Annotated in this window: 27 protein-coding genes; 16 read left to right on the forward strand and 11 right to left on the reverse strand. The window is 70.7% G+C overall.

The features are described from left to right. Positions 1 to 97 precede the first annotated feature (97 nt). From ACQCO7_RS21150 to ACQCO7_RS21160, 3 genes are all read right to left on the reverse strand, one after another. The gene (locus ACQCO7_RS21150) at positions 98 to 946 is read right to left on the reverse strand and encodes an IclR family transcriptional regulator (RefSeq protein ID WP_464073324.1); all 849 of its coding nucleotides are present in this window, start codon (positions 944 to 946) and stop codon (positions 98 to 100) included. A 152-nt stretch (positions 947 to 1,098) separates the two neighbouring features. After that, a complete protein-coding gene (locus ACQCO7_RS21155) occupies positions 1,099 to 1,311 on the reverse strand; it encodes a DUF5326 family protein (RefSeq protein WP_338684435.1) in 213 nt (70 codons plus the stop codon). A gap of 159 nt (positions 1,312 to 1,470) precedes the next feature. Next, the gene (locus ACQCO7_RS21160; RefSeq protein ID WP_338684437.1) at positions 1,471 to 1,788 is read right to left on the reverse strand and encodes a cupin domain-containing protein; all 318 of its coding nucleotides are present in this window, start codon (positions 1,786 to 1,788) and stop codon (positions 1,471 to 1,473) included. 60 nt (positions 1,789 to 1,848) lie between these two features. On the opposite strand from ACQCO7_RS21160, the gene ACQCO7_RS21165 reads away from it, so the two are divergent. From ACQCO7_RS21165 to ACQCO7_RS21185, 5 genes are all read left to right on the forward strand, one after another. Further along, on the forward strand, positions 1,849 to 2,226 hold the full coding sequence (locus ACQCO7_RS21165; protein WP_338684439.1) for a phage holin family protein: 378 nt from the start codon (positions 1,849 to 1,851) through the stop codon (positions 2,224 to 2,226). Positions 2,227 to 2,232: 6 nt separating this feature from the next. Beyond that, positions 2,233 to 2,727, forward strand: coding sequence for a low molecular weight protein-tyrosine-phosphatase (locus ACQCO7_RS21170; RefSeq protein WP_464073325.1), 495 nt, complete (start codon positions 2,233 to 2,235; stop codon positions 2,725 to 2,727). After that, positions 2,724 to 3,857, forward strand: coding sequence for a cystathionine gamma-lyase (locus tag ACQCO7_RS21175; protein WP_338684443.1), 1,134 nt, complete (start codon positions 2,724 to 2,726; stop codon positions 3,855 to 3,857). Before ACQCO7_RS21170 ends, ACQCO7_RS21175 begins: the two co-directional genes overlap by 4 nt. A gap of 223 nt (positions 3,858 to 4,080) precedes the next feature. After that, positions 4,081 to 5,043, forward strand: a complete 963-nt coding sequence (locus tag ACQCO7_RS21180) for a LysR family transcriptional regulator (protein ID WP_464073326.1) — start codon at positions 4,081 to 4,083, stop codon at positions 5,041 to 5,043. 73 nt (positions 5,044 to 5,116) lie between these two features. Next, positions 5,117 to 5,599, forward strand: a complete 483-nt coding sequence (locus ACQCO7_RS21185; protein WP_464073327.1) for an NUDIX domain-containing protein — start codon at positions 5,117 to 5,119, stop codon at positions 5,597 to 5,599. 8 nt (positions 5,600 to 5,607) lie between these two features. On the opposite strand, the gene ACQCO7_RS21190 is transcribed toward ACQCO7_RS21185, so the two are convergent. Then, positions 5,608 to 7,161: a globin domain-containing protein gene (locus ACQCO7_RS21190; protein ID WP_464077259.1), complete on the reverse strand. Its 1,554-nt coding sequence runs from the start codon at positions 7,159 to 7,161 to the stop codon at positions 5,608 to 5,610. A 1,431-nt stretch (positions 7,162 to 8,592) separates the two neighbouring features. On the opposite strand from ACQCO7_RS21190, the gene ACQCO7_RS21195 reads away from it, so the two are divergent. Next, complete coding sequence (locus tag ACQCO7_RS21195) at positions 8,593 to 9,459, forward strand: GNAT family N-acetyltransferase (protein ID WP_464073328.1); 867 nt, start codon at positions 8,593 to 8,595, stop codon at positions 9,457 to 9,459. A 53-nt stretch (positions 9,460 to 9,512) separates the two neighbouring features. Here the strand turns inward: ACQCO7_RS21195 and ACQCO7_RS21200 are convergent, their stop codons facing one another. Beyond that, entirely contained in the window at positions 9,513 to 10,718 is a 1,206-nt protein-coding gene (locus tag ACQCO7_RS21200; protein WP_338684450.1) for an MFS transporter, read from the reverse strand. Positions 10,719 to 10,862: 144 nt separating this feature from the next. On the opposite strand from ACQCO7_RS21200, the gene ACQCO7_RS21205 reads away from it, so the two are divergent. Together ACQCO7_RS21205 and ACQCO7_RS21210 are read left to right on the forward strand one after the other, a co-directional pair. Beyond that, positions 10,863 to 11,327 carry a MarR family winged helix-turn-helix transcriptional regulator gene (locus tag ACQCO7_RS21205; protein ID WP_464073329.1) on the forward strand — a complete coding sequence of 155 codons (465 nt, stop codon included), beginning with the start codon at positions 10,863 to 10,865 and terminating at the stop codon, positions 11,325 to 11,327. Positions 11,328 to 11,337: 10 nt separating this feature from the next. Continuing rightward, on the forward strand, positions 11,338 to 11,805 hold the full coding sequence (locus ACQCO7_RS21210) for an N-acetyltransferase family protein (protein ID WP_464073330.1): 468 nt from the start codon (positions 11,338 to 11,340) through the stop codon (positions 11,803 to 11,805). A gap of 131 nt (positions 11,806 to 11,936) precedes the next feature. Here ACQCO7_RS21210 and ACQCO7_RS21215 read toward each other — a convergent pair whose 3' ends face one another. Then, entirely contained in the window at positions 11,937 to 13,322 is a 1,386-nt protein-coding gene (locus tag ACQCO7_RS21215) for a serine hydrolase domain-containing protein (protein WP_464073331.1), read from the reverse strand. A 111-nt stretch (positions 13,323 to 13,433) separates the two neighbouring features. Here ACQCO7_RS21215 and ACQCO7_RS21220 point away from each other — a divergent pair, with 111 nt between their 5' ends. From ACQCO7_RS21220 to ACQCO7_RS21235, 4 genes are all read left to right on the forward strand, one after another. Beyond that, positions 13,434 to 14,348: an MBL fold metallo-hydrolase gene (locus ACQCO7_RS21220; protein ID WP_338684457.1), complete on the forward strand. Its 915-nt coding sequence runs from the start codon at positions 13,434 to 13,436 to the stop codon at positions 14,346 to 14,348. A 92-nt stretch (positions 14,349 to 14,440) separates the two neighbouring features. Beyond that, complete coding sequence (locus ACQCO7_RS21225) at positions 14,441 to 15,004, forward strand: dihydrofolate reductase family protein (RefSeq protein ID WP_464073332.1); 564 nt, start codon at positions 14,441 to 14,443, stop codon at positions 15,002 to 15,004. Between the two features lie 207 nt (positions 15,005 to 15,211). Beyond that, positions 15,212 to 16,102: a MerR family transcriptional regulator gene (locus ACQCO7_RS21230; RefSeq protein WP_464073333.1), complete on the forward strand. Its 891-nt coding sequence runs from the start codon at positions 15,212 to 15,214 to the stop codon at positions 16,100 to 16,102. Further along, positions 16,074 to 16,256: an integrase core domain-containing protein gene (locus ACQCO7_RS21235; protein ID WP_464073334.1), complete on the forward strand. Its 183-nt coding sequence runs from the start codon at positions 16,074 to 16,076 to the stop codon at positions 16,254 to 16,256. Before ACQCO7_RS21230 ends, ACQCO7_RS21235 begins: the two co-directional genes overlap by 29 nt. Before the next feature lie 22 nt (positions 16,257 to 16,278). Here the strand turns inward: ACQCO7_RS21235 and dnaB are convergent, their stop codons facing one another. Then, complete coding sequence (gene dnaB, locus ACQCO7_RS21240; protein WP_010354091.1) at positions 16,279 to 17,769, reverse strand: replicative DNA helicase; 1,491 nt, start codon at positions 17,767 to 17,769, stop codon at positions 16,279 to 16,281. A gap of 459 nt (positions 17,770 to 18,228) precedes the next feature. Between dnaB and ACQCO7_RS21245 the strand changes: the two genes are divergently transcribed. Next, positions 18,229 to 19,566, forward strand: a complete 1,338-nt coding sequence (locus ACQCO7_RS21245) for an MATE family efflux transporter (protein WP_338684461.1) — start codon at positions 18,229 to 18,231, stop codon at positions 19,564 to 19,566. A 150-nt stretch (positions 19,567 to 19,716) separates the two neighbouring features. Here the strand turns inward: ACQCO7_RS21245 and rplI are convergent, their stop codons facing one another. The 4 genes from rplI to rpsF all read right to left on the reverse strand — a co-directional run bounded on the left by rplI (position 19,717) and on the right by rpsF (position 21,451). Beyond that, positions 19,717 to 20,163 (reverse strand): 50S ribosomal protein L9, encoded by a 447-nt coding sequence (gene rplI / locus ACQCO7_RS21250; protein ID WP_010354089.1) that lies wholly within the window; start codon positions 20,161 to 20,163, stop codon positions 19,717 to 19,719. 18 nt (positions 20,164 to 20,181) lie between these two features. After that, the gene (rpsR, locus tag ACQCO7_RS21255) at positions 20,182 to 20,418 is read right to left on the reverse strand and encodes a 30S ribosomal protein S18 (protein ID WP_010354088.1); all 237 of its coding nucleotides are present in this window, start codon (positions 20,416 to 20,418) and stop codon (positions 20,182 to 20,184) included. Positions 20,419 to 20,479: 61 nt separating this feature from the next. Next, the gene (locus ACQCO7_RS21260) at positions 20,480 to 21,088 is read right to left on the reverse strand and encodes a single-stranded DNA-binding protein (RefSeq protein WP_464073335.1); all 609 of its coding nucleotides are present in this window, start codon (positions 21,086 to 21,088) and stop codon (positions 20,480 to 20,482) included. Between the two features lie 72 nt (positions 21,089 to 21,160). Further along, positions 21,161 to 21,451: a 30S ribosomal protein S6 gene (rpsF, locus tag ACQCO7_RS21265; protein WP_010353482.1), complete on the reverse strand. Its 291-nt coding sequence runs from the start codon at positions 21,449 to 21,451 to the stop codon at positions 21,161 to 21,163. 226 nt (positions 21,452 to 21,677) lie between these two features. On the opposite strand from rpsF, the gene ACQCO7_RS21270 reads away from it, so the two are divergent. The 3 genes from ACQCO7_RS21270 to ACQCO7_RS21280 all read left to right on the forward strand — a co-directional run bounded on the left by ACQCO7_RS21270 (position 21,678) and on the right by ACQCO7_RS21280 (position 24,449). Then, positions 21,678 to 21,995: a hypothetical protein gene (locus tag ACQCO7_RS21270; protein WP_010353481.1), complete on the forward strand. Its 318-nt coding sequence runs from the start codon at positions 21,678 to 21,680 to the stop codon at positions 21,993 to 21,995. Positions 21,996 to 22,216: 221 nt separating this feature from the next. Beyond that, on the forward strand, positions 22,217 to 23,335 hold the full coding sequence (locus ACQCO7_RS21275; RefSeq protein ID WP_338684467.1) for a lipid II:glycine glycyltransferase FemX: 1,119 nt from the start codon (positions 22,217 to 22,219) through the stop codon (positions 23,333 to 23,335). 82 nt (positions 23,336 to 23,417) lie between these two features. Then, positions 23,418 to 24,449 (forward strand): alanine racemase, encoded by a 1,032-nt coding sequence (locus tag ACQCO7_RS21280; protein ID WP_338684469.1) that lies wholly within the window; start codon positions 23,418 to 23,420, stop codon positions 24,447 to 24,449. Positions 24,450 to 24,475: the final 26 nt, after the last annotated feature.

Below are 24,475 nucleotides of genomic sequence, written 5' to 3' on the forward strand. Positions count from 1 at the left end.
CGCCTTACCCCGTCTGTGCCGTCGAGTGGCCGGGAATGTACCTATGACTGCAACGCATCTTGCTGAAAGTACACACGGGGTCACAAGCAGTGATTTTTCAGATGCTGATAGAGAGCGCGAGCGCACCCACCGCACACCCGACCTCGCGCTCCAGCGCCCGCACGGCGGGAAGCAGCCGCTCGGCCTGCCGCACGGGCAGGGACAGCGCGACGGTGGCGGCGATCGCCCCCACGGTGATCGGCAGGGCGGCGCAGACCGTCCCCAGCAGATACTCCTGACGCTCGGTCACCGCCTCGGTGCGCCGCGCCCCGGAGAGCCTGCGCAGCAGACTGTGGCTGTCGCGGACGGTGTACGGCGTGAGGGCGCTCGCGGGATACCGGTCGAGGTGATCGCGCCGAGCCCCGTCGTCGAGCTGGGACAGCAGGCACTGCCCGATGGCGTGCGCGTGCCCGGTCTCCCGGAAGTCGGCCCACTGCTCGACGGCGGGCGACTCCGGTGTGTCGGCGACGTACAGCGTCTCGATCTCGCCGTCGCGGTACACGGCGTAGTAGACGGGCGCCCCGACGGCGTCCCGCCACTGCGCGAGCGTCTCGACGAGTGTGCTGCGACGTTTCTGCGCGGCGCCTGCGGAGGCCAGCCGCTCGGCCGCCTCGCCGAGGAAGAACAGCCCCTTGTCGCGCCGTAGATAGCCCTCGTGGACGAGGGTGCGCAGCAGGTGGTAGGCGGTGGGGAGGGCGAGGCCGGTCTCCCGGGCGAGCTGTTTCGCGGGGGCGCCGTACACGTGTCCCGCGACGCTCTCCAGGAGGCGCATCGCGCGCTGGACCGAGCCGATGAGGGTGGCCGTGGAGTGCGGCTGTTCGGGGACGGCCGCCGGAGCGGCCCGTGGTCCCGGCGGGCGGGCGGGGGGTGCGCCCGGTTCCGCGGGGGAGGTGTCAGCCGTCGCCAAGGGGCACTCCCGGAGCGCGAGGGGTGGTCCGTGCGGGCTCGTCCCCGCGTCGGATTCCGGACTCTAACGGCCCGTACGGCCGCGCCGCCGCGCTGCGCGGGAAACTTCCCCCGCCCGAGGGAACCGGCGTTCCCTGTTACCGGTCTCCCGCGTCACCAGTCGCCGCGGGAGGAGGAGCCGGCGGTGAACTTCCGTACGACGTAGACCAGTCCGCCGGCCAGCGCGACGAAGATCAGCACCTTGAACAGCAGCCAGACCACGAAGCCGATGATGCTGGCTATCAGCCCGCCGAACACGACGAGGGCGATGACCGGCACCGCCACCCACTTCACCCACCACGGCAGTCCCGAGAGGATCTCTCGCATCGTCCTTGTCCCCATCTGTGCGCCGGCCGGCGGCCTTTCGGCCACCGGCCCTTCTTCGGATGTCCTGCTTCGATGCTAGGTCCCGGCGGGGGCCGGGCGGGGGGTTCGCACCCCTTGTCCTCCCCTGACCCTTCCCCTAGGGGAAGGCGGGGTTCCGGCTCACCGTTCCGGAGGAGAGAACACGACCAGCACCCTCAGGTCCTCGCTGATGTGGTGGAACTTGTGGGCGACCCCGGCGGGCACGTAGACGACGCTGCCGCGCGCCACCTCGGTCGTCTCCATGTCGACGGTGATCGACGCGCGCCCGCTGACCACGAAGTAGACCTCGTCCTGGTTGTGCGGGTTCTGTGGATCGTGGGCGCCCGCGTCGAGCGCGTACAGGCCGACCGACATGTTCCGCTCGCGCAGGAACTGCAGGTAGGCGCCGTCGTTGGCGGCTCGTTCCGCCTCCAGTTCGTCCAGCCGGAATGCCTTCATCGCCCTCGTCCCGCTCGTGGCCCGTGCAGGCCGTCGATCTTCTCTGGAACGATCAGACACATGAAGATTTTCGTAGTCAAGACGATCGCCAACGCGGGCGCCCTGGCGGTCGCCGTCTGGCTGCTGGACAAGATCACCCTGACCGGTGACAGCACGGGCAAGAAGATCGGCACCCTGCTGATCGTCGCGCTGCTGTTCGGGCTCGTGAACTTCCTGGTCAAGCCGGTCGTGAAGGTGCTCACCTTCCCCCTGTTCATCCTCACGCTCGGTCTGATCACGCTGGTCGTCAACGCGCTGATGCTGATGCTGACGTCGTGGCTGGCCGACAAGCTCGACCTCAGCTTCCACGTGGAGGGCTTCTGGACGGCCGTGATCGGTGGTCTGATCATCTCCGTCGTCTCGTGGGCGCTGAACCTCGCGCTGCCCGACGGCGACTGATCACCGATGACCTATCGCGTCTGTTTCGTCTGCACCGGCAACATCTGCCGTTCTCCGATGGCCGAATCGGTGTTCCGCGCGCGCGTGGCGGACGCCGGTCTGTCGGGGCGCGTCGAGGTCGACAGCGCCGGTACGGACGCGTGGCACGAGGGCGAGGAGGCCGACCCGCGCACGGTCGCGGTCCTGCGGGAGCACGGGTACGGCACGGCGCACACGGCCCGTCGGTTCGAGCGCGCCTGGTTCGCGGACCGCGACCTGGTGATCGCCCTCGACACCGGCCATCTCCAGGCCCTGCGCCGCCTCGCCCCGACCCCCGGGGACGCCGCCAAGGTCCAGCTCCTGCGCTCGTACGACCCCGCCGCGACCGAGTCCGCCCTCGACGTCCCCGACCCCTACTACGGGGGCCGTGCGGGCTTCGCGGCGTGCCTTGAGATGGTGGAGGCGGCGAGCGACGGTCTGCTCGCCGCCGTACGGCAGGACCTGGAGGGGCGGACGACATGAGCGACACAGGGATGGGCGAGGGCACGCGCGCGGTGCGTGCCGGGCTGCCCGAGCCCGTCAAGTACGAGCCCGCGCTGCCCGGCCCGGTGTTCGCCGCCCACTACCACCTCCCCGGCGAGCCGGCCGGCCCGTACACCTACGGCCGGGACGAGAACCCCACCTGGACGCTCCTGGAGCGCGCCGTGGCCGAGCTGGAGGCGCCGGGGGAGGACGGCGTCGAGACCCTCGCGTTCGCCTCCGGGATGGCGGCGATCTCGGCCGTCCTCTTCTCCCAGCTCCGCTCCGGCGACACGGTCGTCCTCCCGGACGACGGCTACCAGGCGCTGCCTCTGGTGCGCGCGCAGCTGGAGGCGTACGGCATCGAGGTGCGCACCGCGCCGACCGGCGGGGACGCGCAGCTCGCGGTGCTGGACGGCGCCCGGTTGCTGTGGATCGAGACGCCGTCCAACCCGGAGCTGGACGTGTGCGACGTCCGGCGGCTCGCCGAGGCGGCGCACGCGCGCGGCGCCCTGGTCGCCGTCGACAACACCCTTGCCACGCCCCTCGGCCAGCGCCCGCTGGACCTCGGCGCCGACTTCTCCGTCGCGAGCGGCACGAAGCAGCTCAGCGGGCACGGTGACGTGCTCCTCGGGTACGTCACGGGCCGCGCGGGGGAGGCCATGGCGGCCGTACGGCGCTGGCGCAAGATCGTCGGCGCGATCCCGGGGCCGATGGAGGCGTGGCTCGGGCACCGCTCGCTCGCGACGCTCTCCCTGCGGGTGGACCGGCAGAGCGCGACCGCGCTGGCCGTGGCGCGGGCGCTGAAGGACCGGCCCGAGGTGGTCGCGCTGCGCTATCCGGGCCTGCCCGAGGACCCCTCGCACGAGGTCGCCGCCCGGCAGATGCGCCGCTACGGCTGCGTCGTGTCGTTCACCCTCGCCTCCCGCGCGCACGCGGAACGCTTCCTGGAGTCCCTGCGGCTCGTGGACGACGCGACGAGCTTCGGCGGGGTGCGCTCCACCGCCGAACGCCGGGGCCGCTGGGGCGGCGACGCGGTCCCGGAGGGCTTCGTACGGCTCTCCGTCGGCACCGAGGACACCGAGGACCTGGTCGCGGACGTGCTGCGGGCGCTGGCGGAGTCGGCGGGCTGACGCGTCCGGCCGGGCCCTGTACGGCGCTGGCCCGCGCTGCGGGCGGTCCGAGCCTCCCCCCTCGTGGTTCGGACCGCCCTTCGGTTCCGTGCGTCAAGAACCGCGCCAACCAGGCTAGTTGACTCAATGTCAATGTCCAATCACAGTAGCGGCAGGGACCTATCGGCATATTTATCGTTGGCCCCTCGTCGGGGCCGGGCGAGGTGCCGGAAGGGGGCGGGCCGTGGATCTGGCCTTGCTGCGCACCTTCGTGACCGTGCACCGGGCCGGCTCCTTCACTCGTGCCGCCGCGCTGCTCGGCCTCTCCCAGCCCGCCGTCACCTCGCAGATCCGCACCCTGGAACGGCAGGTCGGCCGCCCGCTGTTCCTGCGCCGGGCCCGGGGCGTCACCCCGACGACGATCGGCGACGAACTCGCCCACAAGGCCGCCCCACACCTCGACGCGCTCGTGGAGATCGCCGAGACCGGCCTCGACGCGGCCTCCTCGCTACGCACCCTGCACCTCGCCGGACCGCCCGAGTTCACCGCCGGACAGGCCCTGCCCGCGCTCACGGAACTCACCGGCGAGGACGGCCGGCGCCTCGCCCTGCGCGCCTCCTTCGGCACCGCGGAGGAGGTCCTGGAGGGCCTCGCCGCGGGCCGTCACGACCTGGCGATCAGCACGGCGCGCCCACGGGGGCCGCTGCTGACGGCGACGCCGCTGTGCGACGAGGAGCATGTACTGGTCGCCGCGCCGGGGTGGGCGGAGCGGATCGGTGTGGGGGCGGGGCGGATGGACGGCGGGCGGATCTACGGCGGGCGGATGGACACCGGTGCCGGGCAGCCTCGTCGTGCGAGTGCCGGCGTCCTGGAGAACCTCCCCGTCGTCGAGGTCCACGAGTCGTTGCCCCTCGTCGCCCGGTACTGGGCCTCCGTCTTCGACTCCCTCCCCGCCGCCTCCGGCACGGTGATCGTCCCCGACCTCCGCGCGGTCCTCGCGTGCGCGGTCGCGGGGGCGGGGCTCGCTGTGCTGCCCCGGTATCTCTGCGCGGCGGCTCTGGAGCGGGGGGACGTCGTGGCGCTGCACGAACCGGCGGTGCCGCCGCTGCGGACGTACTTCCTCGTGGTCCGGACGGGGACGCTGGCGATGCCGCACATAGCCCGGGCGCATGAACGGTTGCTGCGGGCGGCAGCGGCGTGGCGATGATGTTTCACGTGAAACCGAGCCCGACCCCGGGGTGCGATGTTTCACGTGGAACCAAGCGGGCCACATTCCTCCCATGACCGTCCGACCCGTGGTCAAACGCACCGCACGCGCCGTTCTGCTGGACGGTGACGACCTGATCCTGATCAAGCGCACCAAACCCGGCCTCGATCCCTACTGGGTCACCCCCGGCGGGGGTGTCGAGCCCGAGGACGAGACCGTCGTGGACGCCCTGCACCGCGAGGTGCACGAGGAACTCGGCGCCAAGATCGCCGATGTGGTCCCCTGTTTCGTCGACACCGTCGAGCACATCGGCGAGGACGGCGGCGCGACCGGCGTGAAAGTGCAGCACTTCTTCGTCTGCCACCTGGAGTCCATGGACCCCGGTCTGCGCCATGGCCCCGAGGTCGACGAGCCGATCGGCGACTACGAGATCGTCCGGGTGCCCTTCACCCGCGTCGGGATCGCCTCCGTCCACCTCGTCCCGCTGTCGCTGCGGCACTATCTGGACGGCAACATCGAGGGCGTGCGCGCGATGCACGCCCCCGATCTCGGCTGACGGAACCTCTACCCGGCGGCGACCAGTTCCGCGACGGAGTCGTGCCGTATCCGCTCCTTCGGGACGCCCGCGCCGCGCAGTGCGTCCACGCCGCTGCGGATCATGCCGACCGGGCCCGAGAGGTACGCGTCGTACTCGTCCCAGGGGCCGAACGTGCGGATCGCGTCCGGGAGTTGGAGCAGGCCGTGCTTGTCGACCACCGGGCGGACCTCCAGCCAGGAGTGGGACTGCTGGAGCCTCAGCATCGTGTCGATGTCGTAGAGGTCATGGTCGGTGCGGGCGCCGTAGAAGACCTCCATCCGGCGCCGGGTGCCGTGTTCGGCGACGTCCTCGACCAGGGCCTTGATCGGGGCGATGCCGGTACCGCCGCCGAGGCAGAGCAGGCCGCTGTCACGGGTGTGGTCGACCGTCATCGTCCCGGCGGGCGGGCCCAGCCGGATCACGTCGCCGGGCTGGGCGCGGTGCACGAGCGCGTTGGAGACCCAGCCGGCGGGGACGGCCTTCACGTGGAACGAGAGCAGGCCGTCTGAGCGGGGGGCCGAGGCGAAGGAGTAGTGCCGCCAGATCCTCGGCCACCAGGGGGTCTCCAGGCTCGCGTACTGCCCGGCGAGGAACGGGTACGGCTGGTTGGGCCGGACCGTGATGACCGCGATGTCCTGCGTCCGCAGCTCGTGCGAGACGACCTCCGCCTGCCACCAGGGCGGGGCGCGCAGCTCGTCGACGGCCGCCGCGTCGATCATCACCTGGGAGATCGTCGTGTACGTCCGCACCCATGCCGCCTCCGTCTCCGGGTTCCACACGGACCCGGCGTACTTGGCGAGCGCCCCGATCAGGCACTCCCCGACCGCCGGGTAGTGCTCGGGGCGCGTGCCGTACTTGCGGTGTCCCCGGCCGAGGTTCTGGAGGTACTCCACGAGCACCGGCGTGTTGTCGACGTGCTCGGCGGCCGTCAGCAGCGCCTTGAGCAGCCGGTCACGCTGGGCGTCCATCGCGGGCGGGAACAGCGGACGCAGGTCGGGGTGCCGGACGAAGAGCAGCGCGTAGAAGTACGAGGTCACCTTGTCGGAGACCTCCCCGATGGCGGCCATGGTCCGCCGCACGAGCACGGCGTCCGGCGACCCCTCGGGAGCGGGTTCCGAACCCCCCGGACTCCCGGTCCCGAACGCCCGGAACGGCTCCGGAGCGGCTTCGGGGGACTCGTCCTGAAGGACGTCCGGGACGGAGGCCCGGGGAAAGTCGACGGCAGGCCGAAAGGCATCCGGCACGAACGAGCCCGAGGTCTCGGGGCCGGGTTCGGGTGCATCCGGGGTGTACGCCCGGAGGCCCTCACCCTCGGCCTGCGGCGCCTTGGGGGGCAACGGATGGGCAGCCTCGGAGCGGGGTGCCTCGTAAGAGAACGGCTGGGGGGTCTCCGGAGCGGAGTCGGGCTCGGGGTGAGGCAGTTCCTGGACGAACGGCCGGCCAGCCTCGGGGGCGGAGCCGGACTCGGGGCGGGTTCCCTCAGAGGGGAAGGGCCGGGCGGCTTCGGAGCCGGACTCAGGACGGGCCGCCTCACGCGGCAACGGCCGGGGGGCTTCGGGGCCCGAGTCAGGCCCGGGCCGGGTTGCTCCGTGGGGGAACGGCTGGACGGAGCCGGACTCAGGGCGGGCGGCCTCGTGGAGGAACGGCTGAGCGGCCTCGGGGGCCGGCTCGGCTTCGGGGCGCGGGGGTTCCTGGACGAACGGCCGGAAGAACTCCGGGTCGGGGTCGGAGTCGGGCTCGGCCTCGATCCGGGGCGCTTCTTCGGCGAACTGCCGGAAGGACCCGGGCTCGGGGTGCGGTGTCGCCAGCGGGTTCTCGGCCCAGTGCTGTTCCTCGGCCCTGTGCTGTTCCTCGGGCGGCGTTGTCACGCGGGCGGCTTCGGCGGGCGGTGGTTCGCTCGGCGCCGTGCGCTGGGCCGGTACCTGGAGGGACTCCGGGACGGCGAACGTGTCGGTGGAGGGTCGGGACGTGGACACCAGCGGGGGTACCGCTGTCGCGGGCGCCGGTATGAGCTTGGGGAGGACGGTGGTCCCGGGGTCGGACGGTGCCGGGGCGGGCGGCGCGGTTATTCGGGCGCCGAAGTCGGGCCGGGCCGTGTCAGGCCGGGCCATGTCGGGGTGGTGGCCGTCAGGACGGACCGCGTCCTGCGGCAGACCGCCACCGGGAACCGCTGCTCCAGAACCCGCCGCACCGGCAGTCGCCGTCCCCCGCCCCACCGGGCGGAGGCCCGCCAAGCGTCTGCCCTCCGTGGCCTGCGGTTCGGTGCCCCGCTGGCCCGCGCCTCGTTGCTCGGGGCCCTGCGGCTCGGTGCCGGAACCCGATGCCGGCTGCTTGCGCGGCTTGAACCAGCCGTCTCCGCCGCCGGACGTGCCGTTGTCGGCCGACGTGGTGGCCGGAGCGTCCATGGTGTGCCTCGCCTCGAACATCTTTCGGTCGGTCTGCACTCCCTACCTCGGGAAGTGCCTGCTCCCCCTGCGAACGGCTGTGCCCACCTGTTCGGTTCCGCAGCCGCTTCGCCCACAGGGCAGCATCCCACCCCCACCCGGATGCCCTGGCCGTATCACCGCGAATGCGGGTCCTCGATCTCTCCGTCCCGTTACGCTGCGTCGCCTCGTCTCAGTCGCAATCGGAGTCGACCATACCGGCCGCAGTTGACCACACAAGCCCCGCCTTCCCCTCACCGGGGTCTTACCCAGGGGCGATTCACCGTTTCACTCAACTACCGGGCGCGGCACACCAATTCGTAGACATCCCCCAGATCCCTCCCTCCGCCTGCAACGCGATTCCGCCGACCTGCGGCCCTTCACCTACCGATGTTTCACGTGAAACGTCCTCTTCGTTTGCTGGTTTCACGTGAAACATGAAGTCTCCCCCCTGATCGCCGGGCATGTTCCCCCGGCATGGCCAAAACCGCGTATGTCTCCGGGGAAACAGGTGGACGCCGGACCCACCGGTCGGACAGCCTGACCTGCGTGTCGACTCCTTCCCCCACAGCTCTCCCCATCCGCCGCCTGACGCGCAGCGACCTTCTCGTCTGCGCGGACTTGTCCGAGGACCGGGGGTGGCCACGCGAGGAGCACAAGTGGGGCCTCCTCCTCACCGCCGGGAAGGGCTACGGCATCGACGACCCCACCGGCGGCCTGATCGCCGCGTGTGTCGTGACCGAGTACGGCCCTCAGGAGCACCCCGAACTCGCGGCGATCGGCATGGTGCTGGTCGCCGAACGGCATGCCCGTCGGGGCGTCGGCCGCAGGCTGATGCGGCATGTGGTCGCGGAGCACGGCCCCACCCCGCTGACCCTGCACGCGACACCGAACGGCCGCCCGCTGTACGAGGAGCTGGGCTTCAAGGCGACCGGCCGGGCCGAGATGCTGGTCGGCCGTTTCACCCCGGCGGGGCCGGCCCCCTCGGTGGCCACCAGGGCGGCAACGGCCGAGGACCTCCCGGAGATCCTGCGGCTGGACGAGGAGGTGTTCGGCGCCGACCGGACCCGCATGATCGCCCGCCTGCCCGCGTTCGCCGACCAGTTGAGGGTCGCGGTGACGGACGGCCGGATCGCGGGGTACGCGGCCGTCTGGCCCAACATGGACACCCACGTCGTGGGCCCGCTCGTCGCCCGCGACACGGAGACCGCCAAGTCCCTCGTCGCCTCCCTCGCGGCCCACACGGACCGCCCGCTGCGCACGGACATCGACGTACGGCACGAGGAGTTGCTGGGCTGGCTGAAGGAGCAGGGCCTGGCGGGGGTCTTCTTCAACTCCGTGATGACGTACGGCATCCCGGGCCTTCCGGGCGACTGGACCAGGCGGTTCGCTCCGCTGACGGTGGCGGCTGGCTGATACGTCGATGCCGGTCCCCCTGTTGCTCGGGGGGGGGACCGGCACCGGTGCGTTCAGTGGTGGACGGCGGTCTCCTGACGCCCCGCCGCCCCGGCGACCACCGCACTCGGGACGGTGTCCCGGCGTTCCAGCACGGCCGAGAGAACCGCGAGCAGGAGCGCGGACCCGGCGAGGGCGGCGCCGACCCAGTTCGGTGAGGTGTAGCCGTGGCCCGCGTCGATGACGAGGCCGCCGAGCCAGGCAGCGAGCGCGTTGCCGAGGTTGAAGGCGCCGATGTTGACGGCCGAGGCGAGCGTCGGGGCGCCGTGGGCCTGGTCCAGGACACGCTTCTGGAGCGGCGGCACGGTCGCGAAGCCCAGGGCGCCGATCAGGGCGATCGTGACGGCCGCGAGCGCCTTGTGGTGGGCGGTGAGGGTAAAGAGGGCGAGGACGACCGCCAGGGCGCCCAGCGAGACGTACAGCATCGGCATGAGCGCGCGGTCGGCGTACCGGCCGCCGACGAGGTTGCCCGCGACCATGCCGAGGCCGAAGAGGACCAGGAGCCAGGTGACGGAGCCGTCGGCGAAGCCGGTGACGTGGGTGGCCATCGGCGCGACGTAGGTGATGGCCGCGAAGACGCCGCCGAAGCCGAGGACGGTCATCGCCATGGCCAGCAGGACCTGGGTGTTCCGGAAGACGGCGAGTTCATGGCGCAGCCGCACCCCCTGCGGCTTGGGCAGGTCGGGGACGAGCCGGGCGACCCCGGCGAGGCCGACCACGCCCAGGACGGCGACGAGGGCGAAGGTGGCACGCCAGCTGACGTGCTGGCCGACGAGCGTGCCGAGCGGGACGCCGACGACGTTGGCGACGGTCAGGCCGGTGAACATCATCGCGATGGCGCCGGCCTTCTTGTCCGGGGCGACCAGGTCGGCCGCGACGACCGCGCCGATGCCGAAGAAGGCGCCGTGCGCGAGGGAGGCGACGACGCGGCCCACGAGCATCACGGAGAAGACGGGGGCGACGGCGGAGAGCACGTTGCCCACGATGAACAGCCCCATCAGCAGCATCAGCATCCGCTTGCGCGGGATCTTCGTGCCGAGCGCGGTCATCAGCGGGGCGCCGATCATCACGCCGAGGGCGTAGCCGGTCACGAGGTAGCCCGCGGTGGGGATGGAGACCCCGTAGTCGGCGGCGACCTCGGGGAGCAGTCCCATGATCACGAACTCGGTCGTGCCGATGCCGAAGGCCCCGATCGCGAGAGCCAGGAGCGCGAGAGGCATGAAGGGTGACACCTTCCCGATTGATTGCAGGAGCGCTTTACCTTCACTGACATTAGTTGCAGACGCGGGCTATACGCAAGCGCCGACTATCGCGGGGCTGGCCTATCCTGGTTCCCAGCCGCTCCCGGACGGAGGAGGACGCCCATGCCCGCGACGGATCCCGCACTCACCGACCTCGCCCAGGGCTGGTGCGCCCTCTCGCTGCTGCACGGCAGGATCGAGAGCCACATCGAACGCGCCCTCCAGGCCGGTCACGACCTGAGCGTGCGCGAGTACTCCCTGCTGAACGTGCTCAGCCGCCAGCACGACGGCGACGGCGGCCATCTCCAGATGAAGCAGGTCGCCGACGCGGTCGTCCTCAGCCAGAGCGCCACGACCCGCCTGGTCACCCGCCTTGAGGACCGCGGCCTCCTGGAGCGCTACCTCTGCCCCACCGACCGCCGGGGCATCTACACGAACGTCACCGAGGCGGGCCAGAAGTTGCTGGACGAGGCCCGGCCGACCAACGACCGGGCGCTGCGCGAGGCGCTCGACGCGGCGGCACTGGACCCGAAGCTGGCCCCGTTCGTCCAGGTCGTGGAAACCCTCCGGGCACCGGCCTGCGCCTAGGCTTCGGGCCATGGGAGATCTTGAGACGGCCGACCTGACCATCCGCAGCGCCGAGGCCGACGACCTGTCCGCGATCGTCGCCCTCCTCGCGGACGACCCGCTGGGCGCGCAACGGGAGTCGCTGGACGACCTCACGCCGTATCTCGCGGCCTTCGAGCGGCTGACCAAGGATCCGAACCAGCGCCTCGTAGTCGCCGTCCGCAAGAGCGAGGTCGTCGGGACGCTCCAGCTCACGATCGTCCCGGGGCTCTCCCGGAAGGGCAGCACACGGTCGATCATCGAGGCCGTACGCATCCGGGCCGACGAGCGGGGCGGCGGGCTGGGGACGCGGTTCATCGAGTGGGCGGTGGCGGAGTCGCGGCGGGAGGGGTGCCAGTTGGTGCAGCTGACGTCCGACGCCACTCGGGTCGATGCGCACCGGTTCTACGAGCGGCTGGGGTTCGAGGCGTCGCACGTGGGGTTCAAGCTGGCGCTGTGAGGTGAGCGGCGTGAGGGATGTTTCACGTGAAACAGAGAGCGCGCGTGGGCCGAGCCCGAGGGGCATGTTTCACGTGAAACATGCCCCCACTGCTCCCCTCCCCCGACCTCGATCCTGCCCCCGACCCCGCTTCAGCCGATCCCCCTCCACCCCTCCGGGTCCACCCCGCCCGGCACCGCCGCATCGTCCTCGTACGGCTGGCGCGTGAACACGAACGAGCCGAGGTCCAGGTGGCTCAGGGTGCCGTCGGGGCGGCGTACGGGGGTCAGGCGTTCGCCGGCGTAGTAGCCCTCCAGGCCGGTCCAGGTGCCGTCGGCGGCGGGCTCGAAGCGGGACTGGCGGCCGGCGCGGCCCAGCGGGGCCAGGGACAGAAGGCCGTCGGCGGTCCAGCGCAGGGCGAAGGAGTGGGTGCCCCAGTACCACGGGCCGACCAGCTCCAGGGTGCCCGGATCGACGGCTGTGAGCGGCTTCCAGGGCTCGGGGATGCGGGGTTCGGCCTCCGCGACGATCCGGACGAGATCGGCGCCCAGAGAGGCCAGCAGGGGCCCCGAGGTGCAGTTGGTGAGGGCGACCGCGGCGACGTCGTCGGCCACGGCGATCGTGAGCGTGGCGAGGTAGCCCGGCAGGGAGCCGGAGTGCCCCACGAGGACGCGGCCGTCCTGGTGCTGGACCTGGAGCCCGAGCCCGTACCCGGCGCCCGCGGCGAGGTCAGCGGCCTCGGACGGCGCGGCGGGGGCCCGCATCTCCCGTACCGTCTCGGCGCTGAGCACCCTGTCGTCGCCGTCGGTCAGGAACACGGCGAACCTCGCCAGGTCCCGTGCCGTCGACCAGAGCTGTCCCGCCGGGGCCATCCGGCCGAGGTCCTCCACGGCCTCGGGGAGCATCGCGTCGGCCCAGGGGTGCACCGCCCAGCCGCCCGCGTACGGCATCTCGGGGCGAGCGCCCGTCCGGTCGAGGCCCAGAGGTTCGAGCACTTCACGCCGGAGAACCTCCTCCCACGGGGCTCCGCGCAACTCCTCGACCAGGGCACCGAGGAGGGTGTAGCCGGGGTTGGAGTAGTGGAAGCGCCGCCCGGCCGGGTGCGGGGAGGGCCGTTCACCCAGCACGTCGGCGAGTTCGGGCCGCAGCGTCCCCGGCGTTCGCTCCCACCAGGGACTCGGCGACTCCGCCGCCAGCCCGCCGGTGTGCGCGAGCAGTTCGGCGATCGTCACCTCCCCCACCCCGGTTCCGGCGAGGTGCTTCTCCAGCGGATCCCCGAGGTCGATCAGCCCCTCGTCCCGCAGCCGCAGCACGAGGACGGCCGTGAACGTCTTGGTGATCGACCCGATCCGGTACTGCACGTTCCCGTCCGGCCCATGCCCCTCGACCGACGTCCGGGACCCCTCCCACACGACCCGCCCGCCCCGCACCACGGCGGCGACGAGCGACGGCGTCCGCCCCTCGGCCTGGGCGACGGCGATCCGGTGCAGCAGCGCGCGGCGCGTACCGGGGAGCAGTTCTTCCTGAGGTGTCGTCATGCGCCCAGTCCACCCGCCCGCCGAGGCCGCGTCGAATCCATTTCCCCGCCGGCCGTCACAGACCGGGAGGGTGTCCGGTCATAGGTGGGTCGACACACAGAGGAGAACAAGATGAGCCCCACAGACACCGCACGCCCCGCCGCACCGGCGTACGACGAATTAGTGCCGTCGCGCTACGCGCTGAAGGTCGGCGACATCGACGTCCTGATGATCAGCGACGGCGTGCTGCCGATCTCCCCCGGGACGCTCGCCACCAACGCCGCCGCGGCCGACCTGTCGGCCTGGCTCAGCGACATGTTCCTGTCCCCCGAGGTGATCGACTGGCCGCTGAACGTGGCCGTGGTGCGCAGCGGCGGCCGGACGATCCTCGTCGACTCCGGGCTCGGCACGGAGTTCCCGGGGTTCCCGCGCGCCGGCCAGCTGGCGACGCGGCTGGACGCCGCCGGCATCGACCCCGCGTCCGTGACCGACGTCGTCCTCACCCACCTGCACATGGACCACATCGGCGGACTCCTCGTCGAGGGCCTGCGCGGCCGGCTCCGTACGGACCTGCGGGTCCATCTCGCGGCTGCCGAGGCCGAGTTCTGGACGGCGCCGGACTTCTCCCGCACGGTCATGCCGGCGCCGGTTCCGGACGTACTGCGGACGACCGCGTCACGGTTCCTGGACGTGTACCGGGGCCAGTTGCGGCCGTTCGAGAAGGAGTACGAGGTGGCTCCGGGCGTCCTGATCAGTCGTACCGGCGGTCACACTCCCGGCCACAGCGTCGTGCGCCTGGAGTCCGGCGGCGAGCGGCTGACGTTCGCCGGTGACGCCGTGTTCCAGTGCGGGTTCGACAAACCGGACTGGCACAACGGCTTCGACCACGACCCCGAGCTGTCGGCCCGCGTCCGGACCGAGCTCCTGACCGAGCTGTCCGCGACCGGCGGGCAACTGGTCGCCTCCCACCTGCCGTTCCCGTCCGTCTGCCGCGTGGCGACCGCCGGGACCGCCTTCCGTTTCGTCCCGGCCGTCTGGAACTACTGACCCCGGTCTCAAGCGGTGCGGGGACTCGTCGATGAGTTTCCCGCACCGCGCCGGTCCGTACGCGTGAGACCGACTCACGGAAGGCTTGCGCCATGCGGAAACTGATCTACGGCATGAACGTGTCCCTGGACGGCTACATCGCCGCGCCCGGCGACGACATCGGCTGGAGCGTGCCGAGCGACGAGCTGTTCCAGTTCTGGACCGAGCAGCTGCGGGAGACCGAGCTGTCGCTGTACGGGCGCAAGCTGTGGCAGACGATGAGCCCCCACTGGCCGACCGCCGACCAGCACCCGGACGCCACTGAGGCGGAGATCGTGTACGCGCGCCGCTGGCGGGACATGGCGAAGGTGGTGTTCTCCTCGACGCTCGACAAGGTCGACTGGAACACCCGCCTGGTCACCGGCGACGCGGTCGCCGAGATCACCCGGCTCAAGGCCGAGGACGGCGGCCCGATGGAGATCGGCGGCGCGACGCTCGCGGCGGCGGCCATGCGGGCCGGCCTGATCGACGAGTACGTCCTGGCCACCGCCCCGGTCCTGGTGGGCGGCGGCACCCCGTTCTTCACCGCGCTGGACACCTGGGTGAACCTGGCCCTGGTGGAGACGCGGACACTCCCCGGCGGCGTGATCCTGACCAGGTACGCGACGAGGCGCTGAATAGATGCGGGTTCCGCGATGGAGTGTCGAATGGCGGAGCGTTGAGCTGGCGCTTCCTTCGAGTCCGCATCAGTTGTCGTCGACGTCTGTCCGCGCCCGGCGGCAGCCAGGGCCTGGGTCCGGTGGCACCTGGATGGAGTTGTTGCACATGCCGTAGCGGCATGTGGTGGGGTCGGGGGCACCACGGCACGAAAGGCTCTGTCTGCGATGTACCCCTCCCTCACACCTCCCCGGCAGGTCAAGATCGGTGATGCCGCCGCGTTCGCCGGGATCACCCCGCGCGCCATCCGCCACTACCACGAGATCGGTCTGCTGCCGGAGCCCGAGCGCGGCGGGGACGGCCGCCGCCGCTACGGCTATGACGACATGATCCGCCTGCTGTGGATCCGCAAGATGGCTGATGCCGGTATCAGTCTGGACGACATGCGGGCCGCCTTCGGCGAAGCCCGGGACGGAGCTGGAGACGAAGCCCTGGACCAAGCGCCGGATATCGAGTCGGTCCTGAGCAGGCTGGAGGAAACCCTGGCGGCGCAGGAGGCCGCCGTCAAACGTCGGCGCGCGGCTGTCCAGCGCCTGCAAGCGGTGGGCAGCCCGCTGGGGCTGCTCTCCGAACTGGTCACGGACCGGCTCAGCCACCTGCCCCCGGGCGCGTTGCGCCCCTCCGATCTGGACGCCCTGCTGGTCACAGAACGGATCTTCGGGCCGCTGGGCGCCGCCATCCAGGCCAGCACGTTCATCGTGCTGGCCACCCACCCCGGCCTGCGGGCCGAGGAGGACCGTCTTGAGGCGGCCGAGGCCGCCCTCGACGACGGCGTCGAACCCGACGACCCGCGCGTCGAAGAGCTCGCCGTACAGCGATGCGCTCACCAGATGGCCCTGAATCAGGCCATCGAGGCAGCTGATCTCGACGCGGCCGAGGAGAAGATCTTCGAGACCTACGACGCCGACCCGAAAGGGGAGGAGGGCACAGAGATGAGTGCCGCAGCAGCAATCACCAAGATGCCCTACGACTTCTCTCCTGCCCGGACGCGCTGCGTGGAACTCGCCGGACGACTCTTCGGCGAGGCCCTTGCCGACGCCCACTCCGCGGACAGCTGATCGCCTGTGTCTGGCAACCGGTCGCGTTCATCCCTGGAAGACGCTCTCCCAGGTCGAGTTGGCCACCGCCGAGTGGGTCGACCGGTACAACCACCGAAGACTCCACGGCCAGACAGACCACGTCCCGCCCGTCGAATACGAAGCCAACTACTGAAGCGGCCCCCCACAAGAGCCCATCAGGTCTGCGCCATGTCCACGAAGCGGGAGTAGTGGCCCTGGAACGCGACCGTGATCGTGGCGGTCGGGCCGTTTCGGTGCTTGCCGACGATGATGTCGGCCTCGCCCGCGCGGGGGGACTCCTTCTCGTAGGCGTCCTCGCGGTGGAGGAGGATGACCATGTCGGCGTCCTGCTCGATGGAGCCGGACTCGCGCAGGTCGGAGACCATCGGCTTCTTGTCGGTGCGCTGTTCGGGGCCACGGTTCAGCTGTGAGAGCGCGATGACCGGGACTTCCAGCTCCTTGGCGAGGAGCTTGAGGTTCCGGGACATGTCGGAGACCTCCTGCTGACGGCTCTCGGAACGCCCCTTGCCGCCGGACTGCATGAGCTGGAGGTAGTCGATGATGACGAGCTTGATGTCGTTGCGCTGCTTGAGGCGCCGGCACTTCGCGCGGATCTCCATCATCGAGAGGTTCGGCGAGTCGTCGATGTAGAGGGGCGCGGCGGAGACCTCGGGCATGCGGCGGGCGAGCCGCGTCCAGTCGTCGTCGGTCATCGTGCCGGAGCGCATGTGGTGCAGGGCGACCCGCGCCTCGGCGGACAGCAGGCGCATCGCGATCTCGTTGCGGCCCATTTCGAGGGAGAAGATGACGCTGGCGAGGTTGTTCTTGATCGACGCCGCGCGCGCGAAGTCCAGCGCGAGCGTCGACTTGCCCATGGCGGGACGGGCCGCGATGACGATCATCTGACCGGGGTGCAGGCCGTTGGTGAGGGAGTCGAGGTCGGTGAACCCGGTCGGCACCCCGGTCATCTCCCCGCTGCGTGACCCGATCGCCTCGATCTCGTCGAGCGCGCCCTCCATGATGTCGCCGAGCGGGAGGTAGTCCTCGCTGGTGCGCTGCTCGGTGACCGCGTAGATCTCGGCCTGGGCGCGGTTGACGATCTCGTCGACGTCGTCGTCTCCCGCGTACCCCATCTGCGTGATCCGCGTCCCCGCCTCGACCAGCCGGCGCAGCACCGCGCGCTCGTGCACGATCTCGGCGTAGTACTCGGCGTTCGCCGCGGTCGGGACGGTCTGGACGAGGGTGTGCAGGTACGACGCCCCGCCCACCTTGTTGATCTCGCCGCGCTTGGTCAGCTCGGCGGCGATCGTGATGGGGTCGGCGGGCTCGCCCTTGGCGTAGATGTCGAGGATCGCCGTGTAGATCGTCTCGTGGGCCGGTTTGTAGAAGTCGTGGCCCTTGAGGATCTCGACGACGTCGGCGATGGCGTCCTTGGACAGGAGCATGCCGCCGAGGACGGACTGTTCGGCGTCGAGGTCCTGCGGCGGGACCCGCTCGAAGGCCACCGCGCCGTCCCACTCGCCGTCCTCCCGGCCCCGGTCGTGCTGGTCGTCGCGACCCCGGCCCCGGCCGCCCCCGCCGCCCTCGCCCCGGCGGCGCGTCGGGGGAAGACGATCGCTGGGGCCGCTGTCCGCCCACGGGTCGTCCAAGGGCTCGGAAACACTCACCGAGCGACCTCCTCCCGTCCGCCGAGCGGACCTCGCCGTGTCTTCATTTCTACGGCACGGCACTGACAAATAAGAGGCCCGACTCCGGTTGTCGCGCGTCGGTTTTGCGGGGGTTTCCCCGGCCGACGGTCGGAGCGGGCGCCGGACCACGGTAGGCCCCTCAGCACCGTCAGCCAATCTGGTTATCCACAGGCCATGTGGATGACGGCCCCGATGCTGTGGACAACTCCCCGAAACCTGTGCACGAGTCGGTGGACAGTGCTGTGAACAAGCCCTCGACTTTTTCTGCGCACCCCCTTTGACCTGCGACTTCCCCATCCACCGGCTGTGCAGAAGAAAAACTTCCCCACTCGGCCCAAGATGACCTCGAACAGCGCACGAAAGGACACGGAGCGAGACGATCAGTAAGGACTCAATACGGCTTGCGACGCTTACCTGTGGACGATTAGATTGGTGTTCATGACATCGGCCCCCACGACCACCAAGGCCACCAGACGCCACCACGACCGCGAGATCGTCGCGCTGGCCGTCCCGGCCTTCGGCGCCCTCGTCGCCGAACCCCTCTTCGTCCTCGCCGACAGCGCGATCGTGGGCCACCTCGGCACGGCGCAGCTCGCCGGACTCGGTGTCGCCTCCGCCCTGCTGACGACGGCCGTCAGCATCTTCGTCTTCCTCGCCTACGCCACGACGGCCGCCGTCGCGCGCCGCGCGGGCGCCGGTGACCTGCCCGCCGCGATCCGCCAGGGCGTGGACGGCATCTGGCTCGCGCTGCTCCTCGGCGCGGCCGTGATCATCGCCGTACTCCCCTCCGCCCGGGCCCTCGTCGACCTCTTCGGCGCCTCGGCGACGGCCGCGCCGTACGCGACGACCTATCTGCGCATCTCCGCGCTCGGCATCCCGGCCATGCTGATCGTCCTCGCCGCGACCGGCGTCCTGCGCGGCCTCCAGGACACCAGGACCCCGCTGTACGTCGCCATCGCCGGCTTCGTCGCCAACGCGGGCCTCAACGCCGGGCTCGTGTACGGCGCGGGCCTCGGCATCGCCGGGTCCGCCTGGGGGACGGTCATCGCGCAGTGGGGCATGGCCGCGGCCTACCTCGTGGTCGTCGTCCGGGGAGCCCGGCGCCACGGCGCCTCCCTCCGTCCGGACGCCGCCGGCATCAGGGCCTCCGCGCAGGCGGGGGCGCCCCTGCTGGTCCGTACGCTCTCGCTGCGGGCCATGCTGATGATCGCGACCGCGGTCGCCGCGCGTCTCGGGGACGCGGACATCGCCGCCCACCAGATCGTGCTGTCCCTGTGGAGCCTGCTCGCCTTCGCGCTGGACGCCATCGCTATCGCCGGCCAGGCGATCATCGGCCGCTATCTGGGGGCCGGCGACGCGGAGGGCGCCCGGCATGCCTGCCGACGGATGGTGGAGTGGGGGATCGCGGTAGGGGTGGCCCTCGGCATCGTCGTCATCCTCACGCGCCCCCTGTTCCTCCCCCTGTTCACGAGCGACTCCGTCGTGAAGGACGCCGCGCTCCCCGCCCTCGTCCTGGTAGCGCTCTCCCAGCCGGTCAGCGGCATCGTCTTCGTCCTGGACGGCGTCCTGATGGGAGCGGGCGACGGCCCCTACCTGGCGGGCGCGATGCTGGTGACCCTCGCGATCTTCGCCCCGATCGCCCTCCTGATCCCGACACTGGGCGGCGGCCTCACGGCCGTATGGGGAGCGATGACGCTGATGATGACGATCCGGATGCTGACGCTGTGGGCACGTACCCGTTCGGGCCGCTGGATCGTGACGGGCGCTACAAGATAGTCAGGGGCGCGGGGAACTGCGCAAAACCACCCCCCACCCGCACCCGCTGTTTCACGTGAAACATCCCCGCGAGAAGGCGCGACGCACGGGAAAGGGACCGCACCTCAAGAGGTACGGTCCCTTTCCTGTCGGCTCAAGCCGAGCGCAGCGTCAGGCTGCGACGACCTCGATGTTGACCTTCGCGGCCACCTCGGGGTGCAGACGCACAGCCGCCTCGTGGGCGCCCAGCGTCTTGATGGGCGAGCCCAGCTCGACACGGCGCTTGTCGACCTTCGGGCCACCGGCAGCCGCGATCGCGGACGCGACGTCGGCCTGGGTGACGGAACCGAAGAGACGGCCGGCGTCGCCGGAGCGAACGGCCAGACGGACCTTCACACCTTCGAGCTGGGCCTTGATGCTGTTGGCCTGCTCGATGGTCTGGATCTCGTGGATCTTGCGAGCACGACGGATCTGCTCGACGTCCTTCTCGCCACCCTTGGTCCAGCGGATCGCGAAGTTCCGCGGGATCAGGTAGTTACGGGCGTAGCCGTCCTTGACGTCGACGACGTCGCCCGCGGCGCCGAGGCCGGAGACCTCGTGGGTGAGGATGATCTTCATGTTTCGGTCACCCTTCCTTTATCGCGCCTGGGCGGTGTACGGCAGCAGCGCCATCTCACGGCTGTTCTTGACGGCCGTGGCGACGTCACGCTGGTGCTGCGTGCAGTTGCCGGTCACGCGACGGGCACGGATCTTGCCGCGGTCGGAAATGAACTTCCGCAGCATGTTCGTGTCCTTGTAGTCCACGTACTGGACCTTGTCCTTGCAGAACGCGCAGACCTTCTTCTTAGGCTTGCGCACAGGCGGCTTCGCCATGGTGCTTTCTCTCCTGTGTGATCAAGAAGTGTGAGTACGCCCCACCCCTCGGCCCTGGGGCCTAGAAGGGGGGCTCGTCCGAGTAGCCGCCGCCGCTCTGGCCGCCGCCGGAGTTTCCACCCCAGCCGCCGCCACCGCCGCCGCCCTGCTGGCCACCGGCGGGTGCGCCGGTCGCCCACGGGTCGGCCTCGGGCGCACCACCGCCGCCCTGCTGGCCGCCGCCGGAGCCACCGCCCCAGCCGCCGCCGGCCTGGCCGCCGCCGTAACCGCCCTGGCCGCCACGGGCACCGCCGCCACCGCCACCGCCACTGGTCTTGGTGACCTTGGCCGTGGCGCTGCGCAGGCTGGGGCCGACTTCTTCGACGTCCAGCTCGTAGACCGTGCGCTTGACGCCCTCACGGTCCTCGTAGGACCGCTGCTTCAACCGGCCCTGCACCATGACGCGCATGCCTCGCTGGAGCGACTCCGCGACGTTCTCCGCCGCCTGGCGCCAGACCGAGCAGGTCAGGAAGAGGCTCTCGCCGTCCTTCCACTCGTTGGTCTGGCGGTCGAAGGTGCGGGGAGTGGACGCGACACGGAACTTCGCGACCGCCGCACCGGAGGGGGTGAAGCGCAGCTCGGGGTCATCGACAAGGTTGCCGACGACCGTGATGACGGTCTCGCCTGCCATGGGGGAACCTCTCGGCGGGTTTGCTCTGGCTGCTTGCTGCTACTCGGATCCCGGAACCGGGTGAGCCGGAGCTCAGTGGGTCTCGGGGCGGAGGACCTTGGTCCGGAGGACCGACTCGTTCAGGTTCATCTGGCGGTCGAGCTCCTTGACGATCGCGGGCTCTGCCTGCAGATCGATGACCGAGTAGATGCCCTCGGGCTTCTTCTTGATCTCGTACGAGAGACGACGACGGCCCCAGGTGTCGACCTTCTCGACCTTGCCGTTGCCCTCACGGACGACGGAAAGGAAGTTCTCGATCAGGGGGGCGACAGCGCGCTCCTCCAGATCGGGGTCGAGGATGACCATCACCTCGTAGTGACGCATGTGGAACCCACCTCCTTCGGACTCAGCGGCCACGGTCGATCCGTGGCAGGAGGGTTGTGATGCGTAGCAGCGGTGTCGCCGGTCGAGCCAGGACAGACACCGATGCAGACGGTACAGACTACCCGCACCCCCGCTTGCGGTTGAAATCCGGCCGTCCGGACCCTCAATCTGTACACATCGGGTGTGTACGGCGCTACGATGCGCCGCCTTCCGCAGGAGGTGCCCCATGGCACAGGCATTGCGACCCAACACCGCCGGCTCCCTCTTCGCCACCGACGGCCGAGCCCACCCCCTCCAGGACACGCTGCTCGCGGTGACCCTGGTCCTCGGGGTGACGGCCTTCGTCACGGCGATGTTCCACAACCTGCATCTGCTCAGCTCCTGGACCGGTCTGGCGGGGATCCTCACCGGCGCCTACGGGCAGTGGGTCTCCGAGACCACCCGTGAGCGGTTCGGCCTGATCCTGGGCCTCGGCGCCAGCGCCGTCGGCTTCTTCCTCGGCATGGCCCACGGCGGCCTCTTCGGAGGCGTCATCGGGGGCTGACCGCGGCCACCCGGCCGCACCCCCCGGACCACCGGCGCCGCCGCCCCGCGCGAGCAACGCGTAGGGCGGCTACGCCACCTGACGGATCGCGTCGGCCGTACCCGGGCCCGAACGCAGGTTCCGTACGCCCAGTCGAGGCGCTCGCGGGGCGCAGTAGGCTTCGGCGCTAGAGCCGGAGCCCCTGTACCCATGGGGACACCCCAGCCCGAGGAGCGCCCCGAATGAGCCTGACCCTGAGGACGATCAGCCGCGAGCAGCATCTGGCGTACATCCAGAGCCTGCCGTCGGCGAGCCACATGCAGGTACCCGCATGGGCCGACGTCAAGGCGGAATGGCGTTCGGAGAGCCTCGGCTGGTTCGACAAGGCCGGCCAGCTGGTCGGCGCGGGCCTGGTCCTCTACCGGCAGCTCCCGAAGATCAAGCGCTACCTGGCCTACCTGCCCGAGGGCCCGGTGATCAACTGGTACGCGCCGAACCTGAACGAGTGGCTGGAGCCGATGCTCGCGCATCTGAAGCACCAGGGCGCGTTCTCCGTGAAGATGGGCCCGCCGGTGATCATCCGCCGCTGGGAGGCCACCTCCATCAAGGCCGGGATCCAGAGCCCGGACGTGAAGCGGCTGCGGGACATCGAGGCCGACTTCATCGAACCGCGCGCCTTCGAGGTGGCCGACAAGCTGCGCCGGATGGGCTGGCAGCAGGGCGAGGACGGCGGCGCGGGCTTCGGCGACGTCCAGCCCCGGTACGTCTACCAGGTGCCGCTGGCGAACCGGTCCCTGGAGGACGTCCACAAGAACTTCAACCAGCTGTGGCGCCGCAACATCAAGAAGGCCGAGAAGGCCGGCGTCGAGGTCGTCCAGGCCGGCTACCACGACCTGGAGGAGTGGCAGCGGCTGTACGAGATCACGGCCGTGCGCGACCACTTCCGGCCGCGTCCGCTGTCGTACTTCCAGCGCATGTGGTCGGCCCTCAACTCCGAGGACCCCAACCGGATGCGGCTGTACTTCGCCCGCCACAACGGGGTGAACCTCTCGGCGGCGACGATGCTGATCGTCGGCGGCCACGTCTGGTACTCGTACGGCGCCTCGGACAACATCGGCCGCGAGTTCCGGCCGTCGAACGCGATGCAGTGGCGGATGCTGCGGGACGCGTACGCGCTCGGCGCGACCGTGTACGACCTGCGCGGCATCTCGGACTCGCTGGACGAGACGGACCACCTCTTCGGCCTGATCCAGTTCAAGGTCGGTACGGGCGGCCAGGCGGCCGAGTACCTCGGCGAGTGGGACTTCCCGCTCAACAAGCTGCTCCACAAGGCCCTCGACATCTACATGTCGCGCCGCTGACGTCACGTTCAGTGCTTCGATAGCCCTGACACACCGCACCTTCTGACACACCACAGCCCCGAGAAAGGTCCCAGGTCCGGCCATGGCGCTCACCCTCTACGTCGACACCGCGCGCTGGCGGGCGCACCACAAGCACGTGCAGGACCAGTTCCCGGGCCTCGTACCGGTCTGCAAGGGCAACGGCTACGGCTTCGGGCACGAGCGCCTCGCGGAGGAGGCGACCCGGCTGGGCTCGGACGTCCTGGCCGTCGGGACGACGTACGAGGCCGCGCGGATCAAGGACTTCTTCGGCGGCGACCTGCTGGTGCTGACGCCCTACCGGCGCGGCGAGGAGCCCGTCCCGCTGCCGGACCGGGTGATCCGCTCGGTCTCGTCGATCGACGGCGTGTACGGCCTGGTGGGCGCCCGGGTGGTCATCGAGGTGATGTCCTCGATGAAGCGGCACGGCATCAGCGAGCAGGACCTGCCGCAGCTGCACGCCGCGATCGAGAACGTCCGCCTGGAGGGCTTCGCGATCCACCTGCCGCTGGACCGCACGGACGGCTCGGACGCCGTCGAGGAGGTCATCGGCTGGATGGACCGGCTGCGCGCGGCCCGGCTGCCGCTGCACACGATGTTCGTCAGCCATCTGAAGGCCGAGGACCTGGGACGGCTCCAGCAGCAGTTCCCGCAGACCCGCTTCCGGGCCCGGATCGGTACGCGGCTGTGGCTGGGGGACCACGACGCCACGGAGTACCACGGCTCGGTCCTGGACGTCACGCGCGTCGCGAAGGGCGATCGGTTCGGCTACCGCCAGCAGAAGGCGGCCTCGGACGGCTTCCTGGTCGTCGTGGCGGGCGGTACGTCGCACGGGGTGGGCCTGGAGGCGCCGAAGGCGCTGCACGGCGTCATGCCGCGCGCCAAGGGCGTCGCCCGTGCGGGCCTGGCCACGGTGAACCGCAACCTCTCGCCGTTCGTCTGGGCCGGCAAGCAGCGCTGGTTCGCGGAGCCGCCGCACATGCAGGTGTCGATCCTGTTCGTCCCCTCCGACGCCCCGGAGCCGAAGGTCGGCGACGAGCTGGTGGCCCATCTGCGGCACACCACCACGCAGTTCGACCGCCTCCTCGACCGCTGACGAGCACCCGCGCCGCACGCAGAAGG

The organism is Streptomyces saintjeani, from assembly GCF_055409605.1.